The sequence below is a fragment of the Paracandidimonas lactea genome (genome assembly GCF_021653995.1).
GTDB lineage: Bacteria > Pseudomonadota > Gammaproteobacteria > Burkholderiales > Burkholderiaceae_B > Allopusillimonas > Allopusillimonas lactea.
In genome coordinates, this window is sequence record NZ_JAJJOZ010000002.1 from 343,337 (window position 1) to 364,237 (window position 20,901).

At 63.1% G+C, this 20,901-nt stretch carries 14 protein-coding genes; 9 read left to right on the top strand and 5 right to left on the bottom strand.

The window, feature by feature from the left end:
* Positions 1-137 precede the first annotated feature (137 nt).
* Positions 138-962, top strand: a complete 825-nt coding sequence (gene panB / locus LOL23_RS05525) for a 3-methyl-2-oxobutanoate hydroxymethyltransferase (protein WP_160978330.1) — start codon at positions 138-140, stop codon at positions 960-962.
* Between the two features lie 104 nt (positions 963-1,066).
* Here panB and LOL23_RS05530 read toward each other — a convergent pair whose 3' ends face one another.
* Positions 1,067-2,026: a Bug family tripartite tricarboxylate transporter substrate binding protein gene (locus tag LOL23_RS05530; protein WP_160978328.1), complete on the bottom strand. Its 960-nt coding sequence runs from the start codon at positions 2,024-2,026 to the stop codon at positions 1,067-1,069.
* 129 nt (positions 2,027-2,155) lie between these two features.
* Between LOL23_RS05530 and LOL23_RS05535 the strand changes: the two genes are divergently transcribed.
* The 4 genes from LOL23_RS05535 to LOL23_RS05550 all read left to right on the top strand — a co-directional run bounded on the left by LOL23_RS05535 (position 2,156) and on the right by LOL23_RS05550 (position 8,742).
* Positions 2,156-3,649 (top strand): DNA recombination protein RmuC, encoded by a 1,494-nt coding sequence (locus tag LOL23_RS05535; protein ID WP_160978326.1) that lies wholly within the window; start codon positions 2,156-2,158, stop codon positions 3,647-3,649.
* Between the two features lie 116 nt (positions 3,650-3,765).
* Positions 3,766-4,764: a TAXI family TRAP transporter solute-binding subunit gene (locus LOL23_RS05540; protein ID WP_160978324.1), complete on the top strand. Its 999-nt coding sequence runs from the start codon at positions 3,766-3,768 to the stop codon at positions 4,762-4,764.
* Positions 4,765-5,010: 246 nt separating this feature from the next.
* A complete protein-coding gene (locus LOL23_RS05545) occupies positions 5,011-7,647 on the top strand; it encodes a TRAP transporter permease (protein WP_237173261.1) in 2,637 nt (878 codons plus the stop codon).
* A gap of 6 nt (positions 7,648-7,653) precedes the next feature.
* Positions 7,654-8,742 (top strand): pseudouridine synthase, encoded by a 1,089-nt coding sequence (locus tag LOL23_RS05550; protein ID WP_160978648.1) that lies wholly within the window; start codon positions 7,654-7,656, stop codon positions 8,740-8,742.
* A gap of 26 nt (positions 8,743-8,768) precedes the next feature.
* Here the strand turns inward: LOL23_RS05550 and LOL23_RS05555 are convergent, their stop codons facing one another.
* The 3 genes from LOL23_RS05555 to LOL23_RS05565 form a co-directional block, all read right to left on the bottom strand.
* Entirely contained in the window at positions 8,769-9,773 is a 1,005-nt protein-coding gene (locus LOL23_RS05555) for an asparaginase (RefSeq protein ID WP_160978320.1), read from the bottom strand.
* Positions 9,774-9,929: 156 nt separating this feature from the next.
* Positions 9,930-11,435, bottom strand: coding sequence for an RNA polymerase factor sigma-54 (locus LOL23_RS05560; RefSeq protein WP_160978318.1), 1,506 nt, complete (start codon positions 11,433-11,435; stop codon positions 9,930-9,932).
* Positions 11,436-11,620: 185 nt separating this feature from the next.
* Entirely contained in the window at positions 11,621-12,571 is a 951-nt protein-coding gene (locus LOL23_RS05565) for a sigma-54 interaction domain-containing protein (protein ID WP_160978316.1), read from the bottom strand.
* A 230-nt stretch (positions 12,572-12,801) separates the two neighbouring features.
* Between LOL23_RS05565 and LOL23_RS05570 the strand changes: the two genes are divergently transcribed.
* Complete coding sequence (locus tag LOL23_RS05570; protein ID WP_160978314.1) at positions 12,802-14,145, top strand: sigma-54-dependent transcriptional regulator; 1,344 nt, start codon at positions 12,802-12,804, stop codon at positions 14,143-14,145.
* A 65-nt stretch (positions 14,146-14,210) separates the two neighbouring features.
* On the opposite strand, the gene LOL23_RS05575 is transcribed toward LOL23_RS05570, so the two are convergent.
* Positions 14,211-14,462 carry a hypothetical protein gene (locus LOL23_RS05575; protein ID WP_237173262.1) on the bottom strand — a complete coding sequence of 84 codons (252 nt, stop codon included), beginning with the start codon at positions 14,460-14,462 and terminating at the stop codon, positions 14,211-14,213.
* 354 nt (positions 14,463-14,816) lie between these two features.
* Here LOL23_RS05575 and glgA point away from each other — a divergent pair, with 354 nt between their 5' ends.
* The 3 genes from glgA to treY are packed head-to-tail and all read left to right on the top strand — an operon-like array spanning position 14,817 to position 20,807.
* A complete protein-coding gene (gene glgA, locus LOL23_RS05580; RefSeq protein ID WP_160978312.1) occupies positions 14,817-16,469 on the top strand; it encodes a glycogen synthase GlgA in 1,653 nt (550 codons plus the stop codon).
* Between the two features lie 28 nt (positions 16,470-16,497).
* Entirely contained in the window at positions 16,498-18,300 is a 1,803-nt protein-coding gene (gene treZ / locus LOL23_RS05585) for a malto-oligosyltrehalose trehalohydrolase (RefSeq protein ID WP_237173263.1), read from the top strand.
* Positions 18,297-20,807, top strand: coding sequence for a malto-oligosyltrehalose synthase (gene treY / locus LOL23_RS05590; protein ID WP_237173264.1), 2,511 nt, complete (start codon positions 18,297-18,299; stop codon positions 20,805-20,807). The genes treZ and treY overlap by 4 nt, the downstream gene beginning before the upstream one ends.
* Positions 20,808-20,901: the final 94 nt, after the last annotated feature.

Sequence of the window (20,901 nt, forward strand, 5' to 3'; positions counted from 1 at the left end):
CCAGCCCCGCAGTCTTCATTCTCACGCTTGCCGATGATACGATTTGTGCGTTGCACGAAAACCTCGGCCGGGTCGGGTGCCTGCGCGCGCCAGTTCCGGCATATCCCTGAAAATCGTTTTCCGGACAGGAGTCCCTGATGAGTGTTCACCGCCAGGCGCAGCGCGTCAGCGTCCCGCAACTGATGGCCTGCAAGGGCGAGCGCAAGATTGCCGCGCTCACGGCATATAGCGCCCCCTTTGCGCGCCTGCTCGACGATGCGCTGGACTTCATCCTGGTCGGCGATTCCACAGCCATGGTGGGCTATGGCCTGCCAGACACGCTTTCATTCACACCCGAGCAAATCACCGCCCACGCGGCAGCCGTGGTGCGGGTCACCGCGCATGCCTGTGTGGTGGCCGATATGCCCTTTGCCAGCTACCAGGAGTCGCCCGAACAAGCCTTCCGCAACGCGGCGCGCATGCTGGCAGGCAGCGGGGCGGGCGCGGTCAAGATGGAAGGCGGCGCGGTCATGGCGCCCACCACGCGTTTCCTGGTCGAGCGCGGCGTACCCGTGCTCGCGCACGTGGGCTTGATGCCGCAGTATGTAAACACCATGGGTGGCTTCAAGGCGCAAGGCATGACAGACGAGGCCGCCGAGCGCATCTTTCAGGATGCCTTGGCGCACCAGCAGGCAGGCGCGTTTGGCGTCGTGCTCGAAGGGGTGGCCGAATCGCTCGGCCGTCGCATCACCGAGGCGTTGGACATCCCCACCATAGGCATAGGCGCGTCGCCAGCCTGCGACGGGCAGATCCTGGTCACCGAGGATATCCTGGGGCTGAGCGGCGGGCGCATTCCCAAGTTTGCGCGGCAGTTCGCCGATGTGGGCGCGGTGATCACTGCAGCCGTACAGGAATACGCAGCCGATGTGCGCGCAGGGCGCTTTCCTGCCCTGGAAAACTGTTTCGGCGTCAAGAAAGGCTGAGCCAGGGCCGCCGCGCCGCATGTTGGCCGGGGCGCCCTTGCCTGGGTGTTGTGCCCCGGGGCGAGGGCAGAACGCCGCGCATCGCAGCGGGCCTGCTTCGCGTATCAGCGCATCGGCGGGTCTGCTTCGCGCATCAACGCCTGCCAGTGTATGCGCGACTGCTGCAACACCGTACGCGCTTCTTCGGGGCTGCCTCCGCCGGGGATCGCACCCAGGTCTTCAAGGCCGCGCCTGACGCTTTCGTCTGCCAGTGCCGCGTTCAAGGCCTCGTTGATATGCTGGATGACTGCATCGGGTGTCTGGGCGGGCGCCATCAAGGCCAGCCACACGCTGGACCGAAGCGGGGCGTATCCGGCTTCGTCGGCGGTGGGCACATCGGGCAGCGCGGGTATGCGCTGAGGGTTCATCAGGGCGAGCGGCCGTACCTCGCCGGTGCGTAGTTGCGGCAATATGGCCGGCACGACCTGGAACATTGCCTGGATCTGCCCCGAAATCAGATTGCTTACCGCGAGGCTGGCGGATGTGTATGGCACATGCACCATATTGCTGCCGGTTTGCTGCATATAGAGTTGGCCGGCAAGATGCATGGCCGAGCCGTGGCCAATAGAGCCGAAGTTGACTTCGCCGGGGTGGCGATGCACATAATCGGCAAATTGGGAGAGGTTCTTGACGGGTAGGTCGCGGTTGACCACCAGTATGCCCGGTAGCCGCGCCACCAGCGCAACGGGCTGGAGCGTCGCGCTGGCGCCGCCGTCTGCAGTTGGCAGCGAGGTGTCTTGCAGCAGCAGCGTGCTGCCATTGGCTGGCGCGGCAGCGACAAAGCCGGCGGCTGGCAGGCCGTGAGCAGGGGTATCGGCCGCCGTACTGAATTGCCCGCCTGCGTGTTGCTGCATGTGAGCGGCAAGCAGGCGGCTGATTTTCAGGCCGGCCTGGATACCCCCCGGCGCAGGCGCGAAAATCTGTACCGGCGCGTTTGGAGGCGGCCAGACTGTACCCGAGGCATGGGCGGCGCCGAGCAGCGCCCACGTCACCAGAGCGGCCACGCAGGCAATGGGGTTGCGCATGATACTGTCCGATGCTTGCTGTGCGGCTGGCGCCTGCCGGCGCCAGCCCCGTACGACTATGATTAGCGGTGTAATTTATCATGCCCCGCAATATGGGGATGGCAATCGCGCAACAATCTGGAACTTGAAATGATGGAATTGGCCTCGAATCTGGCGCCCGTCTGGCTGCTGTTGGGCGGTGTGGCGATAGGCGCCGTGCTCGCGGCCCTGGCGGCCGCCTGGCGGATGGCTGCGCTGCGGATCGAGCTGGTGCGTGGCGACGCAGCGATCGACGCGCTCGAGGCTCGATTGGCCGAAACGCGCGCCGCCCGAGACGACGGCGAGGCGCGCGCCCAGGCACAGATGCAGCGCGCAGCGGCGCTGGACCGCGAGCTTGCCGAGCTGCGTGCCGCCCATGCGGCCCGGCTCGAATCGATCCAGCAGTTGCAGGCCTCGTTCGATCAGTCGCGCGTCCAGCTTCGGCACGAGTTCCAGAGCCTGGCGAGCCAGATTCTGGAAGAGAAGGGTCGCCATTTCCAGCGTGACAGCCAACACTCGCTCGATGTCATGCTCAAGCCTCTGCGCGAGCAGATCGACCGTTTCCAGGCCCGTGTCAATCAGGTGCACGATGAAACCGTGCGCGGCAATGCGTCGCTGGGGGCGGAGATACGCCGCGTGGCCGAGCTGGGCCTGCGGATCAGCGATGAGGCCGGCAATCTGGCCACGGCGCTCAAAGGCCAGAAGAAAACCGCCGGCAATTGGGGCGAGGTACAACTTGAGCGGGCGCTGGAGCTGGCCGGGCTGATGAAGGGCGATCACTATGACGCGCAGCCGCGCATGCGCGACGGCCAGGGCGCCCAGCGGCAGCCCGATTTTGTCATTCGGCTGCCCGACGGCAAGCATATCGTGATCGACAGCAAGGTGTCGCTGGTGGACTACGAGCGCGCGGTGGCCGCGTCCGACGAAGCGGCGCTGCAGGCGTCGATGGATGCTCATGTGCGTGCGGTGCGCAACCACATCGATGACTTGAGCAACAAGGATTACAGCAATCTCGTGGGTGTGCGCAGCCCAGGCTTCGTGCTGATGTTCCTGCCAATCGAGCCGGCGTATATCGAAGCCATGAAACATAGCCGAGAGCTCTTCGACTACGGTTATCAGCGCAATGTCGTGATGGTGTCGCATACTACGCTGATGCCCATCCTGAAAACAGTGGCCAACCTGTGGATGGTGGCGCGCAGCAATGAACAGGCGCATGAACTGAGCGCGCGGGCCGGAGATGTATACAACCAGGTGGCGGTGGTGGCCGAGCGCCTGCGCAAACTTGGCGAAACGCTGGATACGGTGAGCCGGCACTACAACAGCGCGGTCACTGCCGTAGCGGGCCAGCAAGGCCTGTATGGCAAAGTGTCGCGGTTCGGCGAGCTGTCCTCGCGCGCCCATCGCAGCTTGCCCGCGCTCGAGCCGCTGAACGCCGATTTCGAGGTCGAGCGCCTGGTGCTTGCCGCATCCGAGGCGCCGAGCGATGTGATTTCCGACGCATCATCGGAGACATCTGCGGAAGCACCCTCGGAAGCACCGCCCGCGTATTCCACGTTTGACAGTTCCATGAAAACTAGGGCAAACCCCGATCCAAAAAACCTGTGACGAACTGTTAGACGTTGTAGGATACCCGGCTGGAAGCCAGCCGCGGAAACACTGCGGTGTACGCTAATGTATGCGGGCTACGAGCCGGCAACGACTACTACGTCAGGGAGATCAGTATGCATAAATTCTTCGCTTCTACGCTGGGCAGGCGCCTGGTTCTTTCCGCAGGTGCAGCCGCCATGGCAGCGGCCGTGGCCGCGCCGTTGCCGGCTGTGGCCCAACAGAAATTCGTCAGCATCGGCACCGGCGGTGTCACGGGTGTTTACTATGCCGCGGGCGGGGCGATCTGCCGACTGGTCAACAAAGACCGCGCCAAGCACGGCCTGCGCTGCTCGGTCGAATCCACCGGCGGCTCCGTGTTCAACGTAAACACCATTAAGGCGGGCGAGCTTGATCTGGGCGTGGTGCAGTCCGACGTCGGCTACAACGCATACAACGGCGAAAGCCAGTTCAAGGATGCAGGCGCGTTCAAGAAGTTGCGCTCGGTGTTCTCTATCCACCCCGAGCCGTTCACCGTGGTGGCGCGCAAAGAAGCCAACATCAAGTCCTTCGATGACTTCAAGGGCAAGCGTTTCAACGTGGGCAACCCCGGTTCGGGCACGCGTGCGTCCATGGATGTTCTGCTGAAAGCGCGCGGCGATGACTACAAGATGTTTGCGCTGGCGTCCGAACTGCGCCCCGATGAGCACGGCGCCGCACTGTGCGACGGCAAGATCGACGGCTTCTTCTATGGCGTGGGCCATCCCTCGGCCAACATTCAGGATCCCACCACCACCTGCGGCGCCCAATTGGTGCCCTTGACGGGCCCTGTGGTGGACAAGCTGGTTGCCGATCACTCCTATTACGCCAAGGCAACGATCCCGGGCGGTATGTACGCAGCCAACCCGCAGCCCACCGATACCTACGGTGTGCTGGCCACGTTCGTGACCTCGGCCGATGTGTCCGATGAGGCTGTCTATACCGTAGTCAAGGCGGTGTTCGACAACTTCGAAGACTTCAAGAAGCTGCACCCTGCACTGGCCCACCTGGATCCCAAGAAAATGGTGAAGGACGGCCTGACGGCACCGTTGCATCCGGGAGCCGAAAAGTACTTCAAGGAAAAGGGCCTGCTGTAAGCTGGCAGGCGGGTTTGCAGGTATATGGATGCGCAGGCACGCCCGCCCGGGCGTGCCGCATTCGCCACTCGCCAGGGTGGCGGCGTATCCCGATCGCTTCGTTTCATATCCTCACTGGGCGGCCACAAGCCGCCGCTTGCCGTCCAAGCACCGCACCGGCGGTGGCAATGTCCCCGACGGCCGCTAGACCGGCTCGCCGCGCGCGACGTGCGCGGCATCAATTCCAGGTACTCAATAGGAACATTCATGAGCACGCACACACAGCCGGCATCTGCTGAGCAACAGACGAATGCTCAACTCGAACAACTCGTGGCCGACGTTGATCGCGGCGGCCGCTCGGTGGGCGGCTTTACCGGCGCCGTACTTTTCATCGGCGCGATTGTTTGGTCGCTTTATCAACTCTGGTTCGCCTCGCCGCTGCCTTTCGCACTGAATTTCGGCATTTTCAACGATACCGAGGCGCGGGCTTTGCACTTGGGCACTGCCATGTTCCTGGGTTATCTGGCCTATCCCGCGCGCAAGCGTTCGCCGCGCGACAGGATGCCCTGGTACGACTGGGTGCTTGCGATCATCGCCGGTTTTTGCGGCGCCTATCTCTTTCTGTTCTACAAAGAGCTCGCTTCCCGGCCGGGTATTCCCACGACGATGGATATCGTCACGGCCTCGATTGGGCTACTGCTGTTGCTTGAAGTAACGCGGCGCTCGCTGGGTGCACCCATGGCGGTATTGGGCGCGGTGTTTGTCGCCTATGTGTTCCTGGGCCCATGGCTGCCCGACGCGCTGGCGCATCGCGGGGCGTCGCTCGAGCGTCTGGTGTCGCACATGTGGCTGACAACCGAAGGTGTATATGGGGTGGCGCTGGGCGTGTCGGTATCGTACATCTTCATTTTCGTGTTGCTCGGTTCGCTGTTGGACCGCTGCGGCGCAGGCAACTACATGATGCAAGTGTCGTTCGCGCTGTTGGGGCACCTGCGCGGCGGGCCGGCCAAAGTGGCGGTGGTGTCGTCTGCCGTCAATGGCATTGTGTCGGCCTCGTCGGTAGCCAACGTGGTGACGGGTGGCATTTTCACCATCCCGCTGATGAAGCGCGCCGGCTACGGCGGCATACGCGCGGGCGCAATCGAAACCGCATCGTCGGTCAATGGGCAGATCATGCCGCCGGTGATGGGCGCGGCCGCGTTCCTGATGATCGAATACGTGGGCATCCCTTATACCGACATCATTCGCCACGCCATTCTGCCCGCGACGATTTCCTACATCGCATTGTTCTACATCGTTCATCTGGAAGCGCTGAAGCTGGGCATCCAGCCCATGATGTCCACGGGCAAGCCGCGCACGCCGCTGCAGAAGATTGCCGGCTGGGGCATGGGTATCGCCGGTACACTCGTGGTAATGGGGCTGGTGTATTGGATAGGCGTAGGCGTGCAGGCGGCGGCTGGCGCGGCCGCAATCTGGATATTGCTGGCGCTGCTGGCCGTGCTGTATGTATGGCTGCTCAGGGTGGCTGCCGCGCACCCGGACCTGCCTACCGATATCAGTATCACCAACCCCGTACGGCCGGAACCCTGGCCGACGGTACGGGCCGGTCTTTATTACCTGATCCCCATTGGCATCCTGGTGTGGTGCCTCTCGGTGGAGCAGTTGTCGGCGGGCTTGTCGGCCTTCTGGGCGGCAGTGGGCATGTTGATCCAAATGGTGACGCAGCGGCCCATCATTGCCTGGTTCCGTGGGCAGCCCATGTGGCCTGGCATGCGCCAAGGTGTTGATGAGGCCGTCGTGGGCTTGCAGGAAGGCGCCCGCAATATGATCGGCATTGCCATTGCCTGCGGCACGGCCGGGCTGATCGTGGGTGCCATTACACTCACTGGCCTGGGTCTGCGCATGACGGCATTTGTTGAGCTGGTGTCGATGGGCAGTGTACTGGCCATGCTGTTCTTCACCGCGGCCGTCTGCCTGGTGCTTGGCCTGGGCATGCCCACCACCGCCAACTACATCCTGATGGCAACGCTGATGGCCCCGGTGGTGGTCGAACTGGGTGCGCAAAGTGGCTTGGTGATCCCGCTGATCGCTGTGCATATGTTCGTGTTCTATTACGGGATCATGGCCGACATCACGCCGCCTGTGGGGCTGGCCACGTTCGCCGCCGCAGCCATTTCGGGCGAAGATCCCATCAAGACCGGCATCCAGGGCGTCACCTACGCGCTGCGCACCGCAGTGCTGCCCTTCATGTTCATCTTCAACCCCATGCTGTTGCTGATCGGTGTCGACAACTGGTGGGAATTGGTACTGGTGGTAGGGGGGGCCACATTGGCGTCGCTCACCTTTGCGGCGGCGACGTTGTTCTGGATGCGTGTACGTTGCAATTGGGTCGAGATATTGTTGCTGTTCTTGGTTACCTTCATGCTGTTTCGCCCCGACTGGTTCATGAACTATGTTGCACCCAAATACGAGGCGCATCCGCCTTCGCAGCTTTACAAGATCTCCGAAGGAATGCGCGATGGTGGCCGCCTGGTGGCCGTGCTGAGCGGCATGAATCTGGAAGGGGAAGAGTTGCAGAAGACAGTGGCGGTGCCGCTGCCGGCGCTGCCCGAGGGCTCCTCGCTCAAAGGTGATGCGGCGGGCATGAAACGCTTGTCTGAGGCGGGTTTGACAGTCATGGCGATGGGTGACACGGCTCAGATTGCGGCTGTGCGTTTCGGCAGCCAAGCGCGCAAGGCGGGCTGGGAACAAGGTTGGGATATCAACAAGGTGCTGATCCCCAACCCCGCCCGGCCGTCTGACTTCTGGGTGTATGTGCCCGCGCTGCTGCTCCTGGCCTTGATCTGGTTCTGGCAGGGCGTGCGCATACGCCGTCAGGGTGGGCCCGGGCCTGCGGCGGCGTGATGGAGGATGCTTGCTCCTGCGTGGCTGGCACCGTGCAGCGACGTTTCCATCGTGGGTCGTAACTATCCCTCGGCGGGCGGTCGGCTGCCCGCCGCCGCGCCGCTGCCTGCCCGCGACGGCGTCGGCGCGAGCCGCGTCTATCTGCCTGATGGCCCCTGGCGAACGCTGGGCGACTACCTGCCAGGGCGCTTCCCCTTCATTGCGCCCGAGGTGCTGGCTGAGCGGCTGGCGCGCGGCGACATTGTCGACGCCGAGGGCGTGCCGCAGCGGGCCCACAGCCCTTATCGGCCGCGCACTTGGCTATGGTATTACCGCGAGGTGCCGAATGAGGCGGATGTGCCATTCAATATGTCCGTGCTGTTCCGCGACGACCGCCTGGTGGTGGTGGACAAGCCGCATTTTCTGGCCAGCACGCCCGGCGGACGGCATCTGCGGGAAACGGCGCTCACGCGTTTGCGGCGCGATCTAGAGGCGCCCTGGCTGACGCCTCTGCACCGGCTCGACCGCGAAACGGCGGGCGTGCTGGTGTTCTGTATCGATCCATCCGCACGCGGTGCCTACCAGTCACTATTCCAGTCGCGGGCGGTGGCCAAGGAGTATGAGGCGCTGGCGCCGGCGCGGGGCGCAGTGGGCGAGACGCTGGTCTATGAGGCCCGCATCGAGCCCGAGCCGGGGCGGTTGACGATGCGGGTGATGGAGGGTGCGCCCAACAGCCTGACCGAGGTGTCGCTGGTGGAGGTGCTGGGGCTGGATGCCGCGGCTTCGCAAAGGGCGGATGCGCCTGCTTCGGATGCCACATCTGAAGTATTGTCCGCCAATGGGCGTGTTTCCGAGGCCGTGCGCCCTGCGGCGCTTGGCCGCTATGTGCTGCGGCCGCTGACGGGGCGCAAGCATCAGTTGCGGGTGCATATGCGGGCGCTGGGGTGCCCTATTCTCAATGACACGCTGTATGGGGAAGGTGCCGCCGCGGGGGCTGCCCTTGATGCGGAAGATTATTCGCGCCCATTGCAGTTGTTGGCGCGGCGCATTGCGTTCGATGACCCGTTCACGGGCGACCGTCGTTGCTTCGAAAGCGGCTTGCGGCTGCTGGAGTAAGGGCGCACACCTCGCTTGTATATGAGTCAATAACGCTCAAAGAGTCCCTGGATCGCCGCCCGGTCGCCGGTTACGGTTAGAGCGAGCATCAAGAGGATGCGGGCTTTCTGCGGATTGAGCGTATTGGCACAGAGGGTACCCAGAGCGTCGTCGTCGCGGCTGTGGGTGACGGGGCCCGCACCGGTGCGGGTGCTGCGTATACAAAGCAGGCCATGTTCTGAGGCGGCCTTCACGCCCGCCTGCATGCCGGCGGACAGGCTGCCATTACCCATGGCAGCGATTACGATCCCGTCGACGCCGGCCTGGATGCTGGCCTGGCACAGATGAGCGCCAGCGTCCTGGTGATCGTAGAGGATGTCGACCCGGGGCAGGGCCTCGCCGCCGGCCAGCGCCTGTAGCGAGAATGGCGTTTCCATCGTGTGGGCGCGCAAGGCCGTGTGCCACAGCGAGACCACGCCACCCTGTATAGAGCCCATGCAGCCGGCCTCGCCCGACCAAAACGCCTGTACCTGCGTCGTGTGATGCTTGGAAACCTCCCGGGCGCCATGGATGGCGCCATTCATGGCCACCAGCACACCGTGGCCGCGCGCGGCTGGCGAGGCGGCCACGGCAACAGCGTCGAACAGATTCATGGGGCCGTCGGCACTCAAGGCCGAGGCCGGCCGCATCGCACCAGTGAGTACGACGGGCTTGGCGCTTTTGAGCATCAGGTTCAGGAAATAAGCTGTTTCCTCGATAGTGTCGGTGCCATGTGTGACGACAGCGCCGGCGATAGCGGGCTGGTCAAGCGCTGCCTGCACGGCCGCGCAGAGGCGCAGCAGATGGTCGCCGGTCATGTAGCGGCTATCGGTGTTGAACACCTGATGCGGGACGATATGCGCCAGCGTGGCAAGCTCGGGCACGACGGCGAGCAAAGCATCTACGCCTTCAGTGACATCGTAATCTGTGACAGCACTGGCATGCGCTGCCGTGGCGGCAATGGTGCCGCCGGTGCCCAGCAGCGCGATTGCAGGTAAGGTGGAGGCGGTCATAAGCGACGATCCGTTGTTCGCCCGCCTGGGATCGGCAAGGGGCAGTGAGCACCATTGTAGTCATGGGGTCTCATTGCGCGCTCCCGCCTGCGCATGGCGGTCCGACAGTGGAGAACCACAGGCTGGCGGGCGGCATGCGAGATATAGGCGCGTCGACTACGGCGCGCGGCGCAGCTCGGCGGGCGGGTACTTGATCTGGGCGCGGTATTTGGAAACCGTGCGGCGCGCCACCATGATGCCCTCTCGGGCAAGCATGCTCGCCAGCACCACGTCTGACAGTGGCTCGCGCGGGTTCTCCTCGTCGATCATCTCCTGGATCAATGCGCGCACCGCGCCGGCGGAGCAGGTGCCGCCGGATCGGGTTGCCAGCTCACGCGTAAAGAAATGCTTGAATTCATAAATGCCGCGCGGCGTGGCCAGATACTTATTGCTTGTGGCGCGCGAGACAGTGGACTCATGCATCTCCAGTTCCTGCGCGATTTCGCTGAGCATCAGGGGGCGCAGCGCCACATCGCCGTACTCGAAAAAGGTCTGTTGCCGCGCCACAATGGCCTGGGCCACGCGCTGTATCGTCTGGGTGCGCTGTTCCAGGCTGCGCATCAGCCAGCGCGCCTCCTGCAGCGCCTGTGACATCATCGCGCGGTCGCCGTGGCGCGTCTGGCGAAACAGCTTGGCGTAGGTATCGTTCAGGCGTGCGCGCGGCACTGCCTCCGGGTTGCTGGATGCGACCCAGGCTTTGCCCGCCTTGCGCACGAAGGCATCAGGTACCACATAACACGAGGGATCCACATCGCCGTAATCATGGCCCGGGCGCGGCGTGAGGCCGCGAATCAGCAGCCCACCTTCACGCGCTTCGGTTTCAGTGCAGCCAATGGCCCGCGCAATGCCCGCATAATCGCAGCGGCCCAGACGCTCAAGTTGATCCTGCACAATGCGCAAGGCGTGTCCGCGGCCTGGGGTATCCTCTTCCATGGCTTGTAACTGCAGCGTCAGGCATTCCGACAGCGTGCGCGCGCCAACGCCCGGTGCGCCCAGATGCTGCACCAGCCGCAGTGCGGTTTCCCATTCGGCGCGCTTGACCGGTGGCGCAAACGCCTCGGGGCCTGCCAGCTCTTCAAGCGGCGTACGCAAGTAGCCGTCGTCATCGATGGCTTCAATCACATAAATCGCCAGACAGCGATCACGCTCGCTGAGCGCAAAACCGCACAGATCGGCGAGCAGCGCGTCCTGCAGCGTGTATTCGCTGTGTGCCCATTGGCCCACGTCGGTGTCAGGCATGTCATCGCGCCGATTTGAAGGGTAGTCGCCTGCATACGCGGGCTGTTCGGCCGGCATGGCGTCCAGCTGTTGGATATCGGGGGATGCGGCGGCACTGTCGAACGCATCGTCGGCGGCGCTGCCAAGCGCGTCCGCATTCGAGGCTGCCACAGGGCGTTCCGCGTCGTCCTCCATGATCTGCGGTGTCGCGTGCGGATTCGCCGTATCTTCGGCGGAGGACGACTCTTCGTCGTGTTCTTCCAGAAAGGGATTGGAAGCAATGGCTTGTGCGACTTCGCGGTTGAAATCCAGCGTCGACATCTGAAGCAGCCGGACGGATTGTTGCAGGCGAGGCGTAAGGGTGGTCTGCTGTTTAGCCTGCAAGGCATAAGAAATTTGTGTCACCGTGATTCCCCTTCTTACTGTTCGTAATGGGTGCGCGTGCGGGTTTTCTTCCAATGGTACTGAAGCAATATCAGTGCCAGTTTCGGATATGCACGGCAATACACGGTTCTCCGGCAGGCATGCCTTGCCCAAGCTGCACAACAAGGCGCGAAAACTTACCGACTGATGTAAGAATATTCCATTGCTCAATGCTCGGAGGGCTCGTCAAACCGCTCCAGCCGGTTGTAAAGAGTTTTCGGGCTGATTCCCAGTGCGTGTGCAGTGCGGCGCTTGTCGCCCTGGAAATGTTCCAGCGTTGCCATGATCACGGCTCGCTGGGCGTGGCCCAGGGGCGTGCCCACTGGGATTTTCAGATAACCCTGTTTGACCTCCAGTTCGCCCGGCTGAAACTCGGGGCTCAGCGGGGAAATCCGCAATTCGTCATCGGCCAGGATAAACGCTCGGGTGATCGTGTTCTTGAGTTCCCGGATATTGCCCGGCCAGTTGTGATGCTCCAGGTTCTCAAGCGATGATTTGGAGAATGTCTTGGCTGTTTTTTCCTGTTCGTTGAGTTCATCCAGAAAGCGTTGCGCCAGATAAGGGATGTCCGATTTACGTTCGCGCAGCGAGGGCACGCGCAGCGGGAATACCGCCAGGCGATAGAGCAGATCGGCCCTGAAGCCGCCCGTGAGCACCGCCGTTTTTGGATCGCGGTTGGTGGCCGCAATGATGCGTAAATCCACCCGCAAGGGCTCGGACCCACCTACGCGGTTGTAGTACCCGCTTTCAAGCACACGCAGCAGCAGCACTTGCATGGAAAGCGGCATTTCCGTGATTTCGTCAAGAAACAGCGTACCGGGGTGGGCGCGTTCGAAGCAGCCCATGGTGGTGGCGGCGGCGCCCGTGAAGCTCCCCTTTTCGTGGCCGAACAGCTCGCTTTCGGCCAGCGAGGGGCTGATGGCGCCGCAATTTATGGCCACGAACGGCGCATCCTTGCGCAGGCTGCGTTCGTGGATGGTGCGTGCCACGATTTCCTTGCCGGTTCCGCTTTCACCGACAATGAATACCGATGCTTGCGTAGGCGCGGCTTTTACGATGCCGCGTGCCAGCTCATAGGCTGCATGCGAACGCCCCAGGATCTTGGCGGCGGTGTTCATGGTTGACGGCCTGCCAGGCAATGCCCTGTGAGGATAGCGCGAAAATATTTTGTATTTGGTGTAATCATTCCTTTCATTTGGGTGCGTGGAAACCGCGTACGATAGTGAAGGACTGTCAACTTGGGTAAGGAGTAGAAAGTATCCGCACGCGACCGGCGCCCGCCTTCACAGGGTTGCCGCCATTCAGGGGAAGCATGACGTGATCGTAATAAATTGTCGCATAAAGATATATGTCGCATCTTTTGATTGTTGACGATGACAACGCGGTCAGGGAACTGATCGTGGACATCGCCACCGAAGAGGGCTATACCACTGCGCAAGCCGGGAGCGTGCGGCAGGCCCGCATCCAGATCGAACGGCAGAAGCCCGATGTGGTGCTGCTTGATATGAATCTGCCCGATGGCGACGGTATGGCGTTTTGGCGCACTGTCGAGCAGCCCGGGACGCGGGTTGTGTTCATTACTGGCTATTCCAGTGTCGACAGCGCGATCGAAGCCTTGCGCTGCGGGGCGATCGACTATCTGCTCAAGCCAGTCAGCCTCAGGCGGCTGCGCGGCATTCTGGAGGAGCTCAGGCACGTCACGCCCGGACGCGACGCCGTCGGGGCGAGCGACTGCTTTGCAAAGATGATCGGTAGTTCGCGGGCGATGCAATTGCTCTGCGCGCATATCGAGAAGGTGGCGCCCACGCAGGCCACGGTCTTGCTGGTGGGCGAAAGCGGTACAGGCAAAGAATTGGCCGCCGAGGCGATACACTTGGCCAGCCCGCGCAGCGAAGGCCCCTTTATTGCCATCAACTGCGGCGCGATCTCGCCCAATTTGATCGAGAGCGAGCTCTTCGGGCACGAAAAAGGCAGTTTCACGGGCGCCGACAGGCAGCACAAAGGCTACTTCGAGCGAGCCCGGGGCGGCACCATTTTCCTCGATGAAATCACTGAAATGTCCATGGAGTTGCAGGTGCGTTTGCTGCGGGTGCTGGAAACCGGCCGCTTCATGCGGGTGGGCACGCACGAAGAAACCGTTGCCGATGTGCGTGTGGTAGCCGCCACCAACCGCAACCCTGAGCAGGCTGTCGCTGCCGGCAACCTGCGCGAGGATCTCTATCACCGCCTGAGTGTCTTTCCGCTCGAATTGCCGCCTTTGCGCGAACGCGATGACGACGTGGTGCTGCTGGCGGAGCATTTCCTGGGCCAGCTCAATCGCGAGCACCAGACTGCAAAGACCTTTGCGCCCGCCACGTTGGCTGCCATGAAGAAGCACGCATGGCCCGGCAATATCCGTGAACTGCGTAACTATGTCTATCGCAGCTACATCCTGAGCGACAATGTCATCGAGGGCGAGTTTTCCGCTTTCGAGTTGAGCATGCACACCACCAACGGGCCTTCCGATGTCATGGTGCCGGTGGGTTCGTCGCTGGCAGAGGCCAACCGGCAACTCATCCTGGCTACGCTCAAGCAATGCGGTGGCGTCAAGAAGGCCGCCGCCAGGATGCTGGGCATCAGTCTCAAGACACTCTACAACCGGCTCGAGGAATACGGCGAATCCACCGACACCGACGAGTCGGATTTCCGCTAGGTTGTTCATCTCGGTTTTCATCCGCCGCTCACGCGTTCATTAACGGAAGGTATCCCGTGCATGGTTCAACTGCGCCGCGGGTCGCGTACGTCATCGCGCCGTTCGCGGGGTGGCAGGTTGATATCACGTTCCGGGTCTTCCGCCGGAGGGCGTTCAGGCGGTATATCGGGATCCCGCTCCGGTGGAAAATCCGGCTCCTGTTCAGGGGGACGCTCGGGGGTCTGTCCCGGTGGCGTGGTCGGATCATAGCCGGGTGGTTCCGGTACGTGGGCCCGCCAGCTTCCGGGACGCTGGGCCCCGTTCAAGTGCTGTGTCATGGGCGCTCCGTAATGTGGTTGATCGGCGTCCCAGCAAGCGGAACGCATCATAAACAATAGCTTGCACCGCAAAGGGGCGGCCGCAGGCGCGCGACTGTCGGCAAACCGCATGCCTGGCTGTGCATGCCTCGATTGTTGTGTGGCGCGCGAGTTTTTCGGCACGAATATTGCTTTGAAGTAAAGCAGGGGCATTGTCGCCTGGGTGCGGGCTCCCCGGCCCGGTAAAGCTTTTACGACGGGCGGTAGTTTTTACAGGATGTGTTGGGCGGCACAGAATGCGTCCGGCGCTGAACAGCGCGCAGGTGCCAGGGGCGACGAGCATCGCATGGCATCGCGCTCAATGGGAGACTGATTGTGACATTGAACATACTTGCTGTGAGTGCTGAAGCATATCCGCTGGCAAAGACCGGCGGCCTGGGCGACGCCGTGAGCGGCATGGCGCAGGGGATTGCGATGGAGGGAGTGGCGATTACGCTGCTGCTTCCCGCCTATCCCGGCGCCATCGGACAATTGCTGGGCGCGCGTGAAGTGGCCGTGCTGGATGATTTGCCGGGCGGACGTGCGACACTCGTGGCGGGGCGCAGCCAGGCGCTGGATCTGCCTGTGCTGCTGCTGCGCAACGATGCTCTGTATGACAGAGAAGGGCTGTACGTGTCCGCCGACGGTGTGCCGTTTGATGACAACCATGTGCGGTTTGCCGCACTCTCGCACGCGGCGGTACATGTGGCGCGGGGCCTGGACGGTGTGCCGCGTCCGCATATTGTGCATGCGCACGATTGGCATACGGCGCTGGCACCTTGGCTGATGCGTCGCACGGGGCTGAGCGACGTTAAATCAGTGCTGACACTGCACAACATTGCATTCCAGGGCAACTTCAATGCCGACGTGGTGAAGGAGATCGGCATTGGCGCCGTGAGGGCCGCTTCCCTTATGCTGTATGGGCAGGTTAACTTTCTTGCCGCGGGCCTGCGCAGTGCGGATACGATCACTGTCGTCAGCCATAACTATGCACGAGAAATCCTGACGCCAGCATTCGGTTGCGGCCTGGAGGGGCTGCTGCAGTCGCGGCGCGAAGACATTGTGCCTATTGCCAACGGCATAGATTCGCAGACGTGGGATCCTGAAACCGACCGATATTTGAATGGCCATGCGTTCAGCCTGAATCGGTTGGATAACAAGGCACTGTGCAAGACCGATCTGCAGCATGCGTTCGGGCTCGACGAACGGCCCGATGCCACTGTGATGGCGGTCGGCAGCAGAATGACCGAACAGAAGATGGCGGACGTGCTCATTCCGGCGGTGCCGATGATGCTGGAAACGCATCCCGAGCTTCAAGTGTGCATCATGGGCAAGGGAGATCACGCGATCGAGGCGGGCCTGTGCGGCATGGCCAGCGCCTATCCGGGGCGTTGCGCCGTGTGGGTGGGTTTTGACGAAGCGCGATCGCACTTGCTGCATGCCGGCGCCGATATTCTGCTGCACGGGAGCCGTTTCGAACCCTTTGGGTTGACCCCGCTGTATGCCATGCGTTATGGCACTGTTCCCATTGGCTCCAGCGTCGGAGGTATGGTGGATACCATCGTTGATCCGGGCCCGGGCCTGCCGCCTGGCGCCATGCGCCGCGCGACCGGCGTCTTGTTCAGCGGCGAGACGCCTTTCGACATGGCGCGCGCGGTCAGCCGTGCCATGTCGCTACGGCGCATCCCCGAGGTATGGCGCATGATGCAGGCCAATGGCATGCGGGCTGATTTCAGTTGGAACAAAACCACGCCCGCATACCTGATGGCCTACCAGGCGCTGCGCCCCGATGTGGCTCTGGATCGTATTCCGGAGCGCCGTGGCGGCCTGCTCGGACGGCGCCGCTGGGGGGGGAGCGCGGCGCAGCAGGTAGCCGTGCCGGCGAGCCAGGCGCAGCGTGGCCGCGGCGCAGACTCCATCGCCATACGGTTGCGCGGCAACGGTGATCATTCGAGCACCACGCCGCGGGGCGCCTCAACGCTCTTTTGAGCGGGCCGGCGCCCGGCGCCGGCCCGCAGTGAGTTCAGCCGTGGTCGCCCAGCTGCATGGTGCTGTCGACGAGTATTCATTCGGGCCGAGTTTGCTGCCCGATGGGCGGGTGCGGTTCCGCCTCTGGGCGCCCGCGTGTGACGCGGTCGGGCTGGTGCTTGATGGTCATCCACCGTTGCCGATGGTGGCCGAGGGGGATGGCTTCTTCACGCTCACAGTCGCTTGTCCGCGTGGCAGCACCTATCGTTTTCGCGTAGGTGCGCTGGATGTGCCCGACCCCGCCTCACGCCAGCAGGATGGCGATGTGCACGATGCCAGTGTCGTGCCGGCTTCTGGCTATGCGTGGCAGAACCCCGGTTGGCAAGGCTTGCCCTGGCCGCGGACGGTGCTGTATGAGGTGCACGTAGGTTTGTTGGGTGGATTTCGGGGCGTGCAGGAGCGCCTGCCGGATCTCGCCGACCTGGGTGTGACAGCGCTTGAGCTGATGCCGGTGGCGGACTTTTCCGGGCCGCGTAATTGGGGTTATGACGGCGTGCTGCCCTACGCGCCCGACGGTGCCTATGGCACGCCCGACGATCTGCGCCAATTGGTGGATACCGCGCACGGTTTGGGTATACAGATGTTTCTCGATGTGGTGTACAACCACTTCGGCCCCGACGGCAATTACCTGCACACCTACGCACCGCACTTCTTTCGCGATGATGTGCATACCCCTTGGGGGCCAGCCATTGATTTTCGTCGCCCTCAGGTGCGCGAATTTTTTGCCGAGAACGCCCTTTATTGGCTGCGCGAATACCGTTTCGACGGCTTGCGGCTGGATGCTGTGCACGCCATTGCTGGCAAGGACTGGCTGGTGGAGATGGCCGCTTTCGTGCGCGCGCGTATTGAGCCAGGCCGGCATGTGCATTTGGTGCTCGAGAATGATGACAACGATGCGGGGCTGCTCAGGCATGATTTCGATGCGCAATGGAACGACGACTTGCATCATGTCCTGCATCACCTGCTCACCGGTGAGTCGCACCATTACTATGCCGACTACGCGCATGAACCGGCCCAGAGGTTGGCGCGTTGTCTGGCCGAAGGCTTTGATTATCAAGGCCAGCCCAGTCCATTCCGTGGCGGGCGCCCACGTGGTACGCCCAGCAAGTCGTTGCCGCCCACCGCCTTTGTGTCCTTTCTGCAGAACCACGACCAGACGGGCAACCGTACCCTGGGCGAGCGGCTGGCCACACTGTGCGTTGGCCGGCCCGCCGCGCTGCGTGCAGCCATCGCGTTGCAGTTACTGGCGCCGCACATCCCGCTGATATTCATGGGCGAAGAATACGGCGCCACGGCCCCGTTTCTGTACTTCACGAGTTTCGAGAATGCGGAACTCGCTCGTGCCGTATTCGACGGCCGGCGCCGGGAACACGCGGTGCATGAAGATGGCGCCATGCCGGTCGACGTGCCAGACCCGAATGCACGGACAACGTGGGAGGCCTCGCGCGCGCTGGCCGGCGACCATGTTCGGCATCAGGAGTGGCGAGCCTTGTACGCCGCGTTGTTGGGTGTGCGCCATACGCACATCGTCCCGCGGCTGGTGGGTGCACGCAGTGCGGGTGCTGACGCTATCGGCCCAGCCGCTGTGGCAGCCGCCTGGGTATTGGGAGACGACAGCCTCCTGCGCCTATACTGCAATTTGGGCGGAGGCGCGATTGCGCTGCCCGGCCCGGCTTGCCCTGCCGAAGCGGTCATCTATCCGGTTGCCACCCATAGCCGGGGCCATACACGGCCGGCGAGCCTGGCCGAGTACGAAACAATCGCCACGCTTACGCCGCGGGGGGCGTTATGAATAGTCTGCGTGCAACGGTCCGTCTGCAGTTGAATCAAGCCTTCACCTTTGATCAGGCCCGGGAGCGTCTGGGCTATTTCGATGCCCTGGGTATCAGCCATCTTTATCTGTCGCCCATCGCACAAGCGCGGCCGGGTTCGCCGCATGGTTATGACGTGGTAGATCATGCGCGCATTAACCCGGAACTAGGTGGCCAGGAAGCATTCATGCGGCTTGCCCAGGCCTGTCGCGATCGAGAAATGGGGATTGTGCTGGATATCGTGCCCAACCACATGGCTACGCACCCCGACAATGCCTGGTGGTGGGATGTGCTCAAACATGGTCGCGACAGTGCGTACGCACGATGGTTCGATATCGATTGGGAGCCGCCGTCACGCCAGTTGCGCGGGAAAGTGCTGGCCCCCTTTCTGAGCCAGCCTTATGGCCGCAGTATGGCGGCGGGGCAAATCCAGTTGGTGTTCGATCGAGACATCGGTGAATACTTCATCCGCGCGGCAGGCATGCGGTTTCCGCTTGCGCCCGGGTCGCTGGAAGATGATGACACCGGTTTGGCGCCCGACTTGCTGGCTCGGCGCTACGAGGCGACCACGCACGATGGCAGGCGGCGCCTGCGTCAATTGCTGGATCGCCAGCACTATCTGCTGGCCTGGTGGCGTTGTGCCGCGCGCTATGTGAATTGGCGCCGTTTTTTCGAGATCGGTGATCTGATTGGCGTACGGGTTGAGGATGCACGAGTGTTCGATGCCGTGCATGCGCTGACGCTGCGCCTGTATGCCGAGGGTCTGATCGACGGCGTGCGCGTTGACCATGTCGACGGTATGGCGGAGCCGCCTGCTTATTGCCGTGCGCTGCGCGCCGCGCTGGCGTCGCACCAGGGCCTGCGCCCACCAGGGCTGCGCAACAATCCGCCCTGGCTTGTTGTTGAAAAGATCTTTGCCTGGGGTGAATCGCTCGACGACAGTTGGGAGATCGACGGCACCACAGGCTACGATTTCATGGATCAGGCCAGTGCCGTCCTGCATGACCCTGGCGGTGAGCGCCCGCTTGCCGATGCGTGGAGCGAGGTTAGCGGTGATGCGCGCAGTGCTGCCGAGCATGTGTGCGATGCGCGCAAGCAGCTGTTGCGGCGCCACTTCGTGGCGGAGCGCAGCCTCTTGCTGCGCAGCATCGCTCAGGTATCGCCCAGCGAGGTGGAGCACTGGAGCCCAGCGCTGGCAGGCCGTATGGTAGACGGCATCCTGACGACGTTTCCGGTCTATCGCAGCTATGTCGACGCGCGGGTGGCGCCGCCCGGCCCGCTTCGCGAGGCGATACAGCGCTTTCAGCAGTTGACACCGCCGCTGGCCGCGAAGTCGCAGGAAGACACCATGTTCTACCGCTACGGCAGGCTGTTGTCGCGCAATGAGGTGGGCGCAGACCCTGATATGTTTGCGCTGTCGCCTGAGGCCTTCCACGCGCTGGCCGCGCGCCGCGTGCATGAAAGTCCACGTGGCATGATCACGACCGCCACGCACGATCATAAACGCGGCGAAGACGTGCGCGCCCGCCTGGCCGTACTCAGCGAGATGCCGGCTCGTTGGCGCGAGGCCGCCCTGCGCTGGCTCCACTGGTCGGATCCAGACGCGGCGCCCCTGGAGCCGCATCGCGCGGGCGAGCGGTATATGTTGTTGCAGACCATGATAGGCGCATGGCCGCCTGGGCTGGCCGTGGGAGACAGCGTCGGCGTGCGCGCTTATGTGCACCGGCTGGTGCAATGGCAAACCAAGGCGTTGCGCGAGGCCAAGCAGAATACAGGCTGGTTCAGGCCTGACCGCTGGTATGAGCAGATCGCGGAGGACTATCTGATCAGCCTCGTGCTGGAGCAGGGCAGGCACGCGCTGCTGCGCGAGATCGGTGAGTTTGCGCAGTACATCGCGCCGGCGGGCGCGGTCAACAGTTTCAGCCAGATGGTGCTCCGTATGACCGCGCCTGGCATACCTGATCTATATCAGGGCACCGAATGGTGGGACTTCAGCCTAGTAGACCCCGATAACCGCGCAGCAGTGGATTTCGATGCCCGTGCGCAAGCGCTTGTGCGCATCGATGACAGCTTGCGGGATCTGCTGATGGATTGGCGTTCTGGCTGCATCAAGCAGGCGCTGCTTGCACGGCTCCTGGGGCTGCGCCGCGAGGTGCCCGACGTGTTCGCGGGAGGCAATTATCTGCCGCTGGCAGTCACGGGAGAGCGCAGGGCGAATTTGATTGCCTATGCGCGCATCGTGGAGGGTGAAGCTATCGTCGTATTGGCGCCCCGGCTGTGCGCACACGCAGTGTGCGGAGCCGACCAGCCGGTTGTGCCCGCGGCGTTTTGGGGCGATACACGCATAGTGTTGCCGGCCGGCATGGGCGATGCGCCGTTCGAGGATGTCTTGGCGCGTACATGGCGGCGGGCGGGCCCGCAGGGTACCTTGCCTGTTACCCAGGTATTGGCACAACTGCCTGTGGCGGTACTGCGGCGGGCAGAATGACGTGCGGCCCCGCGTGGGGGGGGGGCCGCTGATGCGCGCCATTTGGCGCGCGCCTGGTATTGAGGCCCGCCCGGGCTGTGAACCGGGCGCGGCA